This is a genomic window from Actinomycetospora soli, from assembly GCF_021026295.1.
Taxonomy (GTDB): Bacteria; Actinomycetota; Actinomycetes; order Mycobacteriales; family Pseudonocardiaceae; genus Actinomycetospora; species Actinomycetospora soli.
The window spans coordinates 23125-36913 of record NZ_JAJNDA010000013.1 but is presented as its reverse complement, the minus strand read 5'-3'; the positions used below and the strand labels follow the sequence as shown (position 1 = coordinate 36913).

Sequence of the window (13789 nt, the reverse complement as noted above, 5' to 3'; positions counted from 1 at the left end):
GTCACCGGCGGGCCGGGAGGCGCCCGACGGCGCCGAGCAGGTCGGCCGCCGCGGCCGAGGCCGGACGGGCGAACACCTCGTCGATCGGCCCGGCCTCGGCGACCCGCCCGTGGGCGAGCACCACGACGTCGTCGCAGAGCCGGTCGGCGACCCCGAGGTCGTGGGTGACGAGCAGGACCTGGATCCCGGAGCGCTCGACGAGGGACCGCAGCAGCGTGACCAGGCGGGCGCGGGTCGCCGGGTCGACGGCGGAGAACGGCTCGTCGACGACGAGCACCGACGGGTTCGCGATCAGCGCGCGGGCCAGGGCGATCCGCTGGCGCTGCCCGCCGGAGAACTGCCCGGGCCGGCGGTCGACCGTCGCCGGGTCGAGCCCGACGGCGGCCATCAGCTCCAGCGCCCGCGCGTCGTGGTCGACGTCCGCCCAGCCGTCGAGGCACTCCAGGGGTTCCCGCAGGCTCGCGCGCACCGAGCAGCGCGGGTCCAGCGAGCTCCCGGCGTCCTGCACCACCACGCCGACCTCCTGGCGCAGCCGCCCCGGGGCGTCGGGGGTGACGGGCGCCCCGCGGAACCGCACCGACCCGTCGTCGGGACGTTCGAGGCCGAGCAGCATCCGCAGGAGCGTCGACTTCCCGGCCCCGGACTCCCCCACCAGCGCGAGGGAGCGGCCGGGCGCGAGGGCGAGGTCGACGCCGTCGAGCGCCGCGCGGGTGGTGCGACGCCAGGGCCGGGCGGCGGGGACGCGGTAGGCGCGGCGGAGCCCGACGGCCTCGAGGGTCGGCGTCATACCGGCAGCGTCCGCGGGACCAGGGACCGGGCGGCGTCGACCAGCGCGCGGGTGCGCTCGTGGTGCGGGGCGGTGAGGACGTCGTCGACGGTGCCGCGCTCGACGATGCGGCCCTCGTCGAGGACCGCGACGTGCCCGCAGACCGCGGCGAGGGCGGTGAGGTCGTGGGTGACGAGCAGGAGGGCGGTGCCCGCCGTGGTCAGGGACCGGTCGAGCTGGGCGAGGAGGTCGCGGGCGACGGTGGGGTCGAGGGCGGCGGTCGGCTCGTCGGCGACGAGCAGGGCCGCGTCGCAGGCGAGGGCGGCGGCGAGGGCGACACGCTGGCGCTGCCCGCCGGAGAGCTCGGCGGGCCGGGTGCGGGCCGTGCCGTCCGGCAGGCCGACGTCGGCGAGCAGGTCCTCGGCCCGGCGGGCGGCGGCGTGCCGCCCGAGCCCGTGGTGGCGACGCAGCGGCGCGGCGACCTGGCGGCCCACGGGCACGAGCGGGTGCAGGGCGGTCGCGGAGTCCTGGGCGACGAGGGTGACGCGACCGCCCGTGTGCAGCGTCCCCTCCCGGCGGGCGTCGGGAGGCAGGAGGCCGGCGACCGCGTTCGCCGTCATGGACTTCCCCGCCCCGGAGACGCCGATCAGACCCCAGCGCTCGCCGGGCCCGACCGTCAGGTCGATGCCGTCCACGGCGACCCGGTCACCGAGGACGACCCGGAGGTCGCGGACGTCGAGCACGTGATCGGACATCGGCCGGGACCCTAAATGGGAACGAGTGTCATTGTCTCTAATGGGTGATGTTGACCGCAGCGAGTGAGTGTCAGTCGCTCAGACGTGTCTGCTGCCGGTCATGTGCAAGAGTATGCCGATGACCGTCGCTCTCGGGAAGCCGACCGTGCGTCCCGCCCGGCCCGAGGACCTGCCCGCGATCGAGCGCCACATGCGCGCCATGCTCGTGGAGCTCGGGGGGCACGACCCGCGGTTCCACACCGACGTCGACGATCTCGCGGCCGCCTACCTCGACCAGACCGACCGGGTGCTGCTCGTGTGCTGGGCCGAGGACGGGACGGTGGCCGGGACGGCCTCGGTGCGACCCGGCGGCCCGCAGCCCGAGTTCGTGCCGCCCTGGCTCGCGCAGCGCTACGCGTCGGCGTCGGTCGGTCAGATCTGCCGGGTGTGGGTGGCGCCGTCGGCGCGGCGCGGCGGCGTCGGGCGGACCCTGGCGCAGGCCGCGGTGGACTGGGCGGTGGAGCGGTTCGAGATCGTCTGCCTGCACACGAACGCCTCCGTGCCGGGCGCCCTGGCCTTCTGGCGGGCGTTCCCCGGCCTCGTCGAGGTGTTCGACGCCCGCCCCGACCCGTGGTCGACGGTGCACTTCGAGGTGGCTTCGCCCCGTGAGTAGTCGTGACGGTCATCGCCGTCACTAGTACTCACGAGCGCGGAGCGCACCTGCGTGCCAGCGGCTCCCACCGCGGGAGCCGGACGACCTCGACGCCGACCGCCGTGAGCTGCTCCGACCCGCTGGGCGCGGCCACGAACTCCGGCGGCTCGCGCCACGCGTACACCACGCGCGGGATGCCGGCGCGGGCGATGAGCGCGGCGCACGGGTCGGGCCGCGACGCGCGCTCGCCGCACGGTTCGAGCGAGCTGTAGAGCGTCGCCCGGCGCAGGCGCGGGTCGTTGCCCAGGCGGCGCAGCACGCCCTCCTCGGCGTGGTCGAGCGGGTGGTCCCGCCGCGACCAGCCGGTCCCGAGGACGGTGCCGTCCTCCGCGACCACCACGCACCCGACGCTGAACGCCGTCGCCGACGGCGGGCACTGCTCGGCGAGCACGCAGGCCTCGGCCAGGTGCCGGTCGTCGGCCGCGCCGAAGCGGTAGCGCAGCAGGACGTCCCCGCCGATCGTGCGGGTCTCGACGAGGTGCGGCGGCCGCCCGCCCCCGGTGAACCGCGGCCCGTCCCCCACCAGCTGCGGGGCCAGGACCATCTGGAGCTCGTCGACCAGACCCGCCGTCAGGAACTCGCGCAGGACGGTGGCGCCGCCCTCGACCATCAGCCGGACCACGCCGCGGCGCCCGAGGGCGTCGAGGACCTCGTCGGGGGTGCCGGCGAGCGTGATCGTCTCGGCGGGCCCGGTGTGGACCCGCGCGGCCTCGGCGACGTGACCCGTCGTCAGGATGACGCGCAGCGGGCTCCCGAGGAGGCCCTGGGCGACCCGTGCGGCCCGGCGTTCGGGGGCACGCACGAGCAGCCGCGGGTCGTCGGCCCGCACCGTCCCCGCGCCGACGAGGATCGCGTCGACCCTGGCCCGCTCCTCGTCGACCCGGTCGAGATCGGCCGGGCCGGAGAGGACGCGGCGCTGCGGGGTGGCGTCGTCGAGGAAGCCGTCGAGCGACACGGCGCAGCTGGCCAGGACGTGCGGCCTCACGGCAGCGTCAGGATCTCGCTGCCCGTGTCGGTGACCAGGATCGTGTGCTCGAACTGGGCGGTGCGCGACTTGTCCTTCGTCGTCACCGTCCACCCGTCGTCCCAGATGTCGTAGTCGATGGAGCCGAGGGTGATCATCGGCTCGATCGTGAACGTCATGCCGGGCTCGAGCATCTCGTGGCGCGAGGGGTCGTCGTAGTGGACCACCACGAGGCCGCTGTGGAAGGTCCGGCCGATGCCGTGACCGGTGAAGTCGCGGACCACGCCATAGCCGAACCGGTTGGCGTAGGCCTCGATGACCCGGCCGACCACGTTCAGCTCCCGACCCGGCTTCACGGCCTTGATCGCGCGCATCGTGGCCTCGTGCGTGCGCTCGACGAGGAGACGGTCCTCCTCGGCGACGTCGCCCGCGAGGAACGTGGCGTTGGTGTCGCCGTGCACACCGTCGACGAAGGCGGTGACGTCGATGTTGACGATGTCGCCGTCCTCGATCACGGTCGAGTCCGGGATGCCGTGGCAGATGACCTCGTTCAGCGAGGTGCAGCACGACTTCGGGAAGTTCCGGTACCCGAGCGTCGACGGGTAGGCGCCGTGGTCGACGAGGAACTCGTGGACGACCCGGTCGACCTCGTCGGTGGTCGCGCCCGGCTGCACGGCCTCGCCGCCGGCCTGCAGCGACTGCGCCGCGATCCGGCTCGCGTGGCGCATCTTCTCGATGACCTCGGGGTCCTGCACCCACGGGTCGGTCGACCGCGCGGGCGCGGGCTTCCCGACGTACTCGGGCCGCGGGATGGACGACGGCACCGGGCGCAGAGGCGTCTGCTGCCCGGGGCGCAGAGGGGCACGCACCGGCATGCCCCCAGCCTAGGCTTCCTGGTGGTGGCGCCTCCCCCGCACCGCCGTGACGGCGCGCACCACGGCCCGCCAGCCCAGGACCAGCACGGCGAGCGAGATGGTCGCGACCAGCGCGAAGCTCAGCGGCAGGCGGTCGAACAGGATCGCGCGCAGGGTCAGCCCGACGACGACGGCGCCGAGCCAGACCGCGATCCCCGACCGCCAGGAGAGCGGGTCGCGCCAGCTCCTCGCGACGAGCGCGCCGACGACCGCGCCGAGCAGGAACGGGGCCGCCGTCGTGACGACCCCGAGGAGCGCGCCGCTCTCGTCGTGCGATCGCCGGCCGATGGCGGCGAACACCAGCACGGCGAGGAGGTCGATCAGGGCGAGAGCACGGGTGCGCACGGGTTCGAGGGTAGGCCGGTCGGGGTGACAGCAAAGCGTCACTGCTTGCACTGGACGCCAGGAACGCCGCATCGTCGTGCGCGGCGTCAAGATCTCATTCTGCGGAGCGATGTGCCCGCCCAGCGATCACATCGCGCGGCGCGTCAGGATCTTGCTCCCGACGATGGGTTCGGTCGGCTACCAGGCCGGCGCGACCACCGCCCCGCAACAAGATCTCGTTCTGCGGAGCGATGTGCCCGCCCAGCGATCACATCGCGCGGCTCGTCAGGATCTTGCCCCCCACGACAGGCCAGGCCGCCCGAGTCCCGTTCCCGACGACAGGTCCGGCCGACTACCGGGCCAGCGCGGCCACCGCCCCGCACCAAGATCTCATTCCGCGGAGCGATGTGCTCGCCCAGCGATCACATCGCGCGGCGCATCAGGATCTTGCTCCCGACGACGGTTCCGCCCACCCGACGATGTGGCGAACCTGCCGCTGGATGACAGCAACGACGCTTTCCTGCCACCGGAGCGAGAGGGCACGACCGCTAGAACAACACCGTCGCGAAGCTCGCGACCTGCTGGAACCCCACCCGCGCGTACGCCGCCCGGGCCGGCGTGTTGAACGCGTTCACGTACAGCGACGCGATCCGGCCGGCCCGGACGAGGTGGTCCACCACGGCCGCGGTGCCGGCCTGCCCGAGGCCGCGGCCGCGCCAGTCGGGGTGCACCCAGACGCCCTGGATCTGCCCGACGCGCGTCGACAGGGCGCCGACCTCCGCCTTGAACACGACCTCGCCCTGCTCGAAGCGCACGAACGCACGCCCCGACGCGATGAGCTCGGACACCCGCGCGCGGTAGCCGGCCCCGCCGTCACCGACCCGCGGGTCGACCCCGACCTCCTCGAGGAACATCGCGATCGCGGCCGGGAGGTAGCGCTCCATGTCGTCGGGGCGGGCCTGGCGCACGGCGCGGTCCGGGATGATCGACGGGTTGGAGTCGGTGGCCATCAGCGGCTGGTCGGGACGCACCTCGCGCGCCTCGCCCCAGTGTTCGGCGAGTTCCTCCCAGAGCGGCAGCACGAGCTCCCGGCGGCCCACCAGCGACGAGCAGGTCCGTCGACCCCGGCGCGCCCGCTCGGCGAAGGCCCGCACGGCGGCGCGCTCGCCCCGCAGCGGCACGAGGTTCGCGCCGGAGAAGCACAGCCCGTCCAGCCGGCCGCCCACGCCCCACAGCTCACCGCCGAGCCGCCAGGGCTCGACGCCCACGGTCTCGACCCGCGACGCGACCATGCAGGTCGCGACCGGGTCAGCGTCGAGAACACCGCGCACCCTCGACCGGTCACGGTCGTCGAGGAGCCGCGCACCGGCGGTACGGAGCACGTAGCAAGAGTGCCACACCGCGCCCGCCATGAACCGTGCACGGTGCGTACACCTCGCCCGGGTTGCTTCATCCGACCGTCACGATCGCCACAGGTGTCGGACATGAATCCACCAGCTCCGTCGGGGACCCTGGTCGCATGGCAGACGACACCACCCGGGACGACATCGACGCCGCGACCGCCCTCGAGGCCCTCGCGCGTCAGGGCAGCGTCGCGAACCCGCGCCGCACCCGCCGCTAGACCGTCCCCTCCGACCCCGCTCCCCTCCACGCCCGCCGCACCGTCGCGGTGGGCGTTCGGCATCTCTAGACCAGGTCCGGCCGCTCCCACTCGCGCCCGAGCACGTGGTGGTCGAGGAACGCGAACACCGTCGAGTACCAGACCTTGACGTCTCCGGGCCTCAGCACCCAGTGGTTCTCGTCGGGGAAGTACAGGAACTGCGACTCCACCCCGTGGCGCTGCAGGTCGTACCAGAGCCGCAGGCCCTCCCCGATCGGCACGCGGTAGTCCTTGTCGCCGTGGATCACGAGCATCGGCGTCGTGATCGACGAGGCGAACCGGTGCGGCGAGTGCTCGTCGTAGCGCTCGCGGTCGGTGATCGGGTCGCCCCACTGGCGCGTCCAGTGGTACGAGCCGTCGGTGGTCCCGACGAAGCCGTCGAGGTGCCAGATCGAGGCGTGCGTGACGATCGCGTCGAACCGGTCGGTGTGCCCGGCCACCCAGTTGGCCATGTAGCCCCCGAACGACCCGCCCATCGCGGCCGTCCGCGACGCGTCGATCTCCGGCAACGCCTCGCAGGCGTCGGTCAGCGCCATGAGGTCCGTGTACGGCAGACCGCCCCACGCGCCCGACGAGACGTCCATGAACTCCTGGCCGTACCCGGTCGAGAGCCGCGGGTCGGGCAGCAGCACGGCGTAGCCGCGCGCCGTCGCCACCCACGGGTTCCACCGCCAGGTCCAGGCGTTCCACGAGCCGAACGGGCCGCCGTGGATCCACACCAGCAGGGGGTGCGGGCCGTCGCCCTCCGGCAGCGCCAGCCAGCCCCGCAGGCCGACCCCGTCGGAGCCGCGGGCCGTCACCTCGGTCAGCGTCCCCGGGAGCGGGTCGATCTCGGTGGCGCCCGGCAGCGACGTCGGGTCCTGGTCGGCGCCGTAGGGGTCGAGCCGCACCGGGGTCGGGGGCGCGTCGGGAGCCGAACGCAGGGCGTAGAGCGCGCCGCCCTCGGGGGTGGGGACGACGTCGGTGTACGCCCCCGAGCGGGTCGTCCGGAGCATCTCCCCCGTCGTGACCGACACGCGGAACACCGGGCAGTGGCCCCGCTCGTCCGCGGTGACGAACACGGCGTCGCGGTCGGCGCCGCCGACCACCGACTGCAGCGTCAGCCGCCCCTCGGGCAGGACGGTGAGCGTGTCTCCCCCGTCGAGCCGGCGCGCCAGCAGCGTGTGCGCGGGCGCGCGGCCGGGCTGCGCGTGCCGCTCCCGGATCCACAGCAGCCAGCGGCCGTCGGGCGTGATCGACGGCCGCTCGTGGTCGACCCCGGGCTCGTCGGCCACGACCTCGGCCTCGCCGCCGCGCCGCAGCTCCAGCCGCACCCGCACCGCCGCGGGGTCCTCCGGGTCGCGCACGTCGACGGCCACGGCGAGCACCTGCCCGTCCGGGCTGATCGCGTGCTCGCGCAGCCGCTGGGAGGACTCGAGCGGATCGATCACGACGGCGGCCGGCGCCAGCCGGTCCGCCGCCAGCGGCTCGTGGATGCGGATCTGCGGGCGCCCGGGTCCGAGGTCGTGGTCCCAGAACCGCACCGGGTACCGGGTGTGCAGCCGGGCGGACACGCCCGCCTTCTTCCGGGCCGCGCGCAGGGCCCCCGCCGGGTCGTCCTCGTCGTCCGAGTGCGGCGCCGGGCCGACGGGGACCGACGTCGCGACGACGACGTGCCCCGAGTCCCGCGCGACGAGGAACGACGAGACGCCGTCACCCGCCGTCAGGACCTGGCGGGACTCCCCGCCGTGGCGTGGGAGCACCCAGAGGGCGGCCGGCTCGTCCTCGCCGGGTTCCGCCGAGGGGTCGGGGCGGCCCGAGGTGAAGTACAGGTCGCCGTCGGGGGCGAAGGCCGCCGAGGCCTCCCCCTTCGACGAGCGCGTCAGCCGCCGCGCCGGCTCCTCGCCGCGCGGGTCGACCTCCCAGATCGCGGTGACGTGGCGCGTGGCGTCGGGCGAGAGCTCGGCGGCCGTGGTGACCAGGCGCCCGCCGTCCGGCGAGAGCGCGAGCCCGGCCTGACGGCGGGTGGCGACGAAGGCGTCGAGGTCGTCGAAGGTGCTCATCACCCTCGATCCCACCACGCCCGAGGGGCGTCAGCCGACCGTGACGGTGGGCGCCCCGCCCGCGGTGCCGCCGGAGAGCTCCTCCGCCGAGCCGGCCTCCTCGGCGAGGCGCATGGCCTCCTCGATCAGCGTCTCGACGATCTGCGCCTCCGGCACGGTCTTGATGACCTCGCCCTTGACGAAGATCTGCCCCTTGCCGTTGCCGCTGGCGACACCGAGGTCGGCGTCACGTGCCTCGCCCGGGCCGTTGACGACGCAGCCCATGACGGCCACGCGCAGCGGGACCTCCATGCCCTCGAGGCCCGCGGTCACCTCGTCGGCGAGCTTGTAGACGTCGACCTGCGCGCGCCCGCAGGACGGGCAGGAGACGATCTCGAGCTTGCGCGGCCGCAGGTTGAGCGACTCCAGGATCGACAGGCCCACCCGGACCTCCTCGATCGGCGGGGCCGAGAGCGAGACGCGGATGGTGTCGCCGATGCCGCGCGAGAGCAGGGCGCCGAACGCGGTGGCCGACTTGATCGTGCCCTGGAACGTCGGGCCCGCCTCGGTCACGCCGAGGTGCAGCGGGTAGTCGCACTGCTCGGCGAGCAGCTCGTAGGCCCGGACCATCGTCACCGGGTCGTGGTGCTTGACCGAGATCTTGATGTCGTGGAAGTCGTGCTCGGCGAAGAGCGAGGCCTCCCACAGCGCCGACTCGACGAGCGCCTCGGGCGTCGCCTTGCCGTACTTCGCCATGATCGACGGCTCCAGCGAGCCGGCGTTGACGCCGATGCGGATCGGCGTGCCCGCGTCCTTCGCGGCCTTCGCGATCTCGCCGACCTTGTCGTCGAACTTCTTGATGTTGCCCGGGTTCACGCGGACGGCGGCGCAGCCGGCGTCGATCGCGGCGAACACGTACTTGGGCTGGAAGTGGATGTCCGCGATCACGGGGATGTTGGACTTCTTCGCGATCGCCGGGAGCGCCTCGGCGTCGTCCGCGCTGGGCACGGCGACGCGCACGATGTCGCAACCCGCGGCGGTGAGCTCCGCGATCTGCTGGAGCGTGGCGTTGATGTCCGCGGTGAGCGTCGTCGTCATCGACTGCACCGACACCGGGTGGTCGCTCCCGACGCCGACGCCGCCGACGTCGAGCTGGCGGGTCCTGCGCCGCGGCGCCAGCACCGCGGGAGCCTCCGGCATGCCGAGGTCGATCGTCATGCCACCAGTCTGCCCGAGCGTTTCCGACAATGCCGTCGTCACGGACGTGACCCCGGCATCTGTTCACCTACAGGTTGAGTTTGATCGGGTTCACGATGTCGGCCAGGATCACGAGCCCGCCGTACAGCATGATCACGATCGCGAACCCGTAGGCGATCGGCATCAGCCGGGCCATGTCCACCGGCCCGGGGTCGGGACGGCCGCGCAGGCGGGCGATCCGCTTCTTCGCCGCCTCCCAGAGCGCCGGGAGGATGTGCCCGCCGTCGAGCGGCAGGATCGGCAGCAGGTTGAGCAGGAACAGCGACACGTTCACCGCCGCCAGCAGCTGCAGCATCATCGCGATCTCGGCCGCCACCGGGCTGTCCGAGGCGAGCACCTCGCCGCCGAGCACCGACACGCCGACCACGCTGACCGGCCCGTTGACGTCGCGCTGCTCACCGAGGAACACGGCGCCGAACAGCGCGGGCACCTTCGTCGGGAGGGCCAGGATGCTGTTGACCGCCCGCACACCCATGTCCCCGACGAAGTCGACCACCTGCGCGGGGGTCTGCCGGGTCGTCGGCTGGATCGGGCTCAGGCCCAGGAACGAGCCGGTCACGTACTGCGGCTCGCCGGTCGAGCGGGCCGAGTCGAGGTCGAGCAGCTGGGTCTGGATGAGGCGCGGGTAGAGCGTGAGCGTCTCCGCCGCGCCGTCGGGGAGGGGGCGCTCGACGACGACGGGGACGGTGCCGGAGGCCGCGCGGATGGCCAGCTGCATGTCCTCCCACGAGTCGTAGGAGCGGCCGTCGAAGCTGACGATGCGGTCGCCGGGGCGGAAGCCCGCCTGCGCGGCCGGCGTCAGCGGGGCGCCCGGCGGGCAGTCGGTGGTGGTGGTCGCCTGGGAGGCGGGCACCACGCACTTGCTCACCGACGAGACCACCGGCTGGGCCGTCGGGATGCCGAAGCCCATCAGCACGATGATGAACAGCACCGCGGCCAGGATCAGGTTCATGAACGGCCCGGCGAACATCACGACGATGCGCTGCCAGGGCTTGCGGGTCCAGAACTGCCGGTCCTCGTCGCCGGGCCGGATGTCCTTGACCGAGTCGGCGCGGACGTCGTCGATCAGGCCCTGGAACGGCCCGGACCGGCGGCTGCGGCCGATCTTCTCGCCGGGGGCCGGCGGGATCATGCCGATCATGCGGATGTAGCCGCCGAGCGGGATCGCCTTGATGCCGAACGAGGTCTCGCCGCGTTGCCGGGCGAACACGGTGGGGCCGAAGCCGACCATGAACTCGGGCACCCGGACACCGAAGCGACGTGCGGCGGCGAAGTGGCCGAGCTCGTGCCAGGCGATGGAGAACATCAGACCGAGCGCGAAGAGCACGATCCCGAGGACGAGCATCACGGAGCGCCACGGTAGCGGGCGCCCCGGTGATCTCGGCGTGGGGCGGTGTCAGACCGCGAGCAGCTCCCCCGCCCGGGTGCGCGCCCAGTCCTCGGCGGCGTACACGTCGTCGACGTCGCGCGGGTCGCCGGCCCACTCGGTGGCGGCGCCGAGCACGTCGGCGACGGTGTCGACGATCCCCAGCCAGGTCCCGCGCCCGGCGAGGAAGCCGCGGACGGCCTCCTCGTTGGCCGCGTTGAACACGGCGGGCAGGCACCCGCCGGCCGAGCCGGCGGCGCGGGCGAGGTCGACGGCGGGGAACGCCTCGGCGTCGAGGGGTTCGAAGGTCCACGCCTGCGCGGCGGCGAAGGTCTCGCGCGGCGAGGCCCCGGGCAGGCGGTCGGGGAAGGCGAGGGCGAGGCCGATCGGCAGGTGCATGTCCGGCGGGCTGGCCTGGGCGATGGTGGCGCCGTCGGCGAAGGTGACCATCGAGTGCACCATCGACTGCGGGTGCACCACGACGTCGATGCGCTCGTAGGGCACGGCGAACAGCAGGTGCGCCTCGATCAGCTCGAGGCCCTTGTTCACCAGCGTCGACGAGTTGAGCGTGATCACCGGGCCCATCGCCCAGGTGGGGTGGGCGAGGGCGTCGTCGAGCGAGACCTCCGCGAGCTCGGCCCGCGAGCGACCGCGGAACGGGCCCCCGCTCGCCGTCAGGACGATCCGGTCGACCTCCCCGAGGGCACCGGAGCGCAGGCACTGCGCGATCGCGGAGTGCTCGGAGTCGACCGGCAGGATCTGCCCGGGGGTGGCGGCGCGGGTCACCAGCGGGCCGCCCGCCACCAGCGACTCCTTGTTGGCCAGGGCGAGGGTGGCCCCGCTGCGCAGGGCCGCGAGGGTCGGCGCGAGCCCGCGGGAGCCGTCGACCGCGTTCAGCACGACGGTGCCCTCCGCGCCGCTCCCGGCGAGGTCGGTCATCGCGGCGGCCCCGCCGAGCACCTCGGCCGCGCTCCCGGCCGCGCGCAGCGCCTCGAGCACCGCCGGCCGGGCGCCCTCGTCGGCCACGGCCACCGTCGGGACCCCGAACTCGGCGGCCTGCGCGGCGAGCAGGTCCGGGCGGCCGCCGCCCGCGGCGAGCCCGGTGACGGTGAAGCGGTCGGGGTGGGCGCGGACGAGATCGAGCGCCTGGGTGCCGATCGATCCGGTGGAACCCAGCAGGACGACGGGGCGGGCGGTGCTCATCGCCGCCCATCCTGGCCTGCCCGGGGGTGATCGGCACGGTTCGGGCGGGTCACACGCCCCACGGACTGCCACCGACCCCGCCGACCGATAGGTTGGGGCCCGAAGCGCCCATCTCGACCAGGAGGACCCCCGTGGCGAGCTCGAGCCCGGCCCGTCAGGCCCACGGTGACGTCGCGAAGGCCGACAGCCACAAGGCCGTCGTCGTGAACGGCGTGTCCTCCGACGACGAGCCCTCGGTGGAGTGGGGCTGGCACGGCCACTACCCGAAGGTCGCGCGCCTGTCCGGCTTCGTGGTCGCCGCGGTCTGCCTGATCATGCTCTGGGGCAACCACGTCGGGCGCCAGGAGGACATCTGGCTCGTCGTGATCGCGGTCGCCTTCTTCGCGCTCTCGCTCGGGTCGGTCATCCGCAACCGGACGTCCTGGCGCCGCTGAGCGCGCAGGACGACCGGCGCCCGGCCTAGACCGGGCTGCGCGGGATGTCGTCCTGGACCGCCTTCGCGCCCTTGCGCGCGGCGACGAGGACGGCGTCCCACGTCGGCGAGAACGGCGGGGCGTAGGAGAGGTCCATGAAGGTCATCTCCTCGAGGGTCATGCCGTTCCAGATCGCGGTGGCGAACACGTCGATGCGCTTGGCGGAGTTGGCCCGGCCGACGATCTGGGCGCCGAGCAGCCGCCCGGAGCGCTCCTCGGCGATGACCTTCACCGTCATCATCTCCGCGCCCGGCATGTAGCCCGCCACGTTGGACGACTCGATCGTCGCGGTGACGAAGCCGTAGCCGGCGGCGCGGGCCTCGTTCTCCCCCAGCCCGGTCCGGCCGATCTCCAGCGAGCAGACCTTCGAGATCGCGGTGCCGATCACGCCCGGGAAGGTGCCGTAACCGGCCGCGAGGTTGGTGCCGATGATCCGCCCGTGCTTGTTCGCGTGGGTGCCGAGCGCGATCGCGACGCCCTTCCGCGAGAGCCGGTGGTGCACCTCGACGCAGTCCCCGCCCGCCCAGACGTTCTCCTGCCCGACGCAGCGCATCCGCACGTCGGTGACCAGCCCGCCGGACTGCCCCACCGTCAGCCCGGCCTCCTGCGCGAGCGACACGTTCGGCGCGACCCCGAGCCCGATCACGACGATGTCGGCGGCGACCGCCCCGTCGCCCGTGCGCACGGCGGCCACACGCCCGTCCTCGCCGGTGTCGAAGCCCTCGACGGAGGTCCCCGTCAGCACCGTGATGCCCATGCCCTCCATCGCGTCCCGCACGATCGACCCGAGGTCGGGGTCGATCTGGGTGAACGGCTCCGGGGCACGGTCGAGGACGGTCACCTCGAGCCCGCGGGAGAGCATCGCCTCGGCCATCTCGACGCCGATGTAGCCGGCGCCCACGACGACGGCCCGGCGGGCCTGCGAGGCGTCGAGGTCCTTGACGATCTGCTCGCCCTGCTCGAGCGACTGCACGCCGTGGATGCCCTCGGCGTCGATCCCGTCCAGCGGCGGGTAGACCGGCGTGGCGCCGGTGGCGATGACGAGGTCGTCGTACTCCAGCTCGCCCGTGGTGCCGTCGCCGTCGAGCGCCCGGAACGACACGACCTGCTTCTCGACGTCGATCCCGGTCGCCTCGGTGCGCATCCGGACGTCGATCCCGGCCTCGCGGTGCTGCTCGGGCGTCCGGGCGACGAGGTCGTCGCGCTCGGGCACCTCGCCGGCGATCCAGTAGGGGATGCCGCAGGCGGAGTACGAGGTGTAGTGACCGCGTTCGAGGACGATCACCTCGGGTGCCTCCCCGCCGTCCGCGGCCGTGTGCCGCAGGGCGGTGTTGGCGGCGCTCATCCCGGTGGCGTCGCCGCCGATCACGACGATCCGGCGCGTCATGTGTGCCC

At 73.8% G+C, this 13789-nt stretch carries 13 protein-coding genes; 2 read left to right on the top strand and 11 right to left on the bottom strand.

Translation table 11 applies throughout. From position 1 onward, the window contains the following. Position 1: 1 nt before the first annotated feature. Positions 2–787, bottom strand: a complete 786-nt coding sequence (locus LN037_RS20625; RefSeq protein WP_230756164.1) for an ABC transporter ATP-binding protein — start codon at positions 785–787, stop codon at positions 2–4. Then, positions 784–1521, bottom strand: a complete 738-nt coding sequence (locus LN037_RS20620) for an ATP-binding cassette domain-containing protein (RefSeq protein ID WP_230756162.1) — start codon at positions 1519–1521, stop codon at positions 784–786. Before LN037_RS20620 ends, LN037_RS20625 begins: the two co-directional genes overlap by 4 nt. Positions 1522–1639: 118 nt before the next feature. Here LN037_RS20620 and LN037_RS20615 point away from each other — a divergent pair, with 118 nt between their 5' ends. Beyond that, positions 1640–2173: a GNAT family N-acetyltransferase gene (locus LN037_RS20615; protein ID WP_230756160.1), complete on the top strand. Its 534-nt coding sequence runs from the start codon at positions 1640–1642 to the stop codon at positions 2171–2173. A gap of 28 nt (positions 2174–2201) precedes the next feature. Here LN037_RS20615 and LN037_RS20610 read toward each other — a convergent pair whose 3' ends face one another. The 8 genes from LN037_RS20610 to dxr all read right to left on the bottom strand — a co-directional run bounded on the left by LN037_RS20610 (position 2202) and on the right by dxr (position 11921). After that, positions 2202–3197, bottom strand: coding sequence for a dihydrofolate reductase family protein (locus LN037_RS20610; RefSeq protein ID WP_230756158.1), 996 nt, complete (start codon positions 3195–3197; stop codon positions 2202–2204). Beyond that, the gene (map, locus tag LN037_RS20605; protein ID WP_230756156.1) at positions 3194–4051 is read right to left on the bottom strand and encodes a type I methionyl aminopeptidase; all 858 of its coding nucleotides are present in this window, start codon (positions 4049–4051) and stop codon (positions 3194–3196) included. Before map ends, LN037_RS20610 begins: the two co-directional genes overlap by 4 nt. Before the next feature lie 9 nt (positions 4052–4060). Next, complete coding sequence (locus tag LN037_RS20600; RefSeq protein ID WP_230756155.1) at positions 4061–4435, bottom strand: DUF3054 domain-containing protein; 375 nt, start codon at positions 4433–4435, stop codon at positions 4061–4063. Positions 4436–4962: 527 nt separating this feature from the next. Then, complete coding sequence (locus LN037_RS20595) at positions 4963–5796, bottom strand: GNAT family N-acetyltransferase (protein ID WP_230756153.1); 834 nt, start codon at positions 5794–5796, stop codon at positions 4963–4965. 304 nt (positions 5797–6100) lie between these two features. Further along, a complete protein-coding gene (locus LN037_RS20590; RefSeq protein ID WP_230756151.1) occupies positions 6101–8116 on the bottom strand; it encodes an alpha/beta hydrolase family protein in 2016 nt (671 codons plus the stop codon). A gap of 30 nt (positions 8117–8146) precedes the next feature. Continuing rightward, on the bottom strand, positions 8147–9313 hold the full coding sequence (gene ispG, locus LN037_RS20585) for a flavodoxin-dependent (E)-4-hydroxy-3-methylbut-2-enyl-diphosphate synthase (protein ID WP_230756149.1): 1167 nt from the start codon (positions 9311–9313) through the stop codon (positions 8147–8149). A 67-nt stretch (positions 9314–9380) separates the two neighbouring features. Beyond that, entirely contained in the window at positions 9381–10697 is a 1317-nt protein-coding gene (locus LN037_RS20580) for a M50 family metallopeptidase (RefSeq protein ID WP_230756556.1), read from the bottom strand. Between the two features lie 51 nt (positions 10698–10748). Continuing rightward, a complete protein-coding gene (gene dxr, locus LN037_RS20575) occupies positions 10749–11921 on the bottom strand; it encodes a 1-deoxy-D-xylulose-5-phosphate reductoisomerase (protein WP_230756148.1) in 1173 nt (390 codons plus the stop codon). Between the two features lie 131 nt (positions 11922–12052). Between dxr and LN037_RS20570 the strand changes: the two genes are divergently transcribed. After that, positions 12053–12355, top strand: a complete 303-nt coding sequence (locus tag LN037_RS20570; RefSeq protein ID WP_230756145.1) for a DUF2631 domain-containing protein — start codon at positions 12053–12055, stop codon at positions 12353–12355. A 25-nt stretch (positions 12356–12380) separates the two neighbouring features. Here the strand turns inward: LN037_RS20570 and LN037_RS20565 are convergent, their stop codons facing one another. Next, a complete protein-coding gene (locus LN037_RS20565; RefSeq protein ID WP_230756144.1) occupies positions 12381–13781 on the bottom strand; it encodes an FAD-dependent oxidoreductase in 1401 nt (466 codons plus the stop codon). Positions 13782–13789 lie beyond the last annotated feature (8 nt).

Coding starts and splice junctions, on each gene's coding strand:
- LN037_RS20620 (WP_230756162.1), bottom strand. CDS start 1,521: ATGTCCGATCACGTGCTCGACGTCCGCGACCTCCGGGTCGTCCTCGGT.
- LN037_RS20615 (WP_230756160.1), top strand. CDS start 1,640: ATGACCGTCGCTCTCGGGAAGCCGACCGTGCGTCCCGCCCGGCCCGAG.
- map (WP_230756156.1), bottom strand. CDS start 4,051: ATGCCGGTGCGTGCCCCTCTGCGCCCCGGGCAGCAGACGCCTCTGCGC.
- ispG (WP_230756149.1), bottom strand. CDS start 9,313: ATGACGATCGACCTCGGCATGCCGGAGGCTCCCGCGGTGCTGGCGCCG.
- LN037_RS20625 (WP_230756164.1), bottom strand. CDS start 787: ATGACGCCGACCCTCGAGGCCGTCGGGCTCCGCCGCGCCTACCGCGTC.
- LN037_RS20590 (WP_230756151.1), bottom strand. CDS start 8,116: ATGAGCACCTTCGACGACCTCGACGCCTTCGTCGCCACCCGCCGTCAG.
- dxr (WP_230756148.1), bottom strand. CDS start 11,921: ATGAGCACCGCCCGCCCCGTCGTCCTGCTGGGTTCCACCGGATCGATC.
- LN037_RS20565 (WP_230756144.1), bottom strand. CDS start 13,781: ATGACGCGCCGGATCGTCGTGATCGGCGGCGACGCCACCGGGATGAGC.
- LN037_RS20580 (WP_230756556.1), bottom strand. CDS start 10,697: ATGCTCGTCCTCGGGATCGTGCTCTTCGCGCTCGGTCTGATGTTCTCC.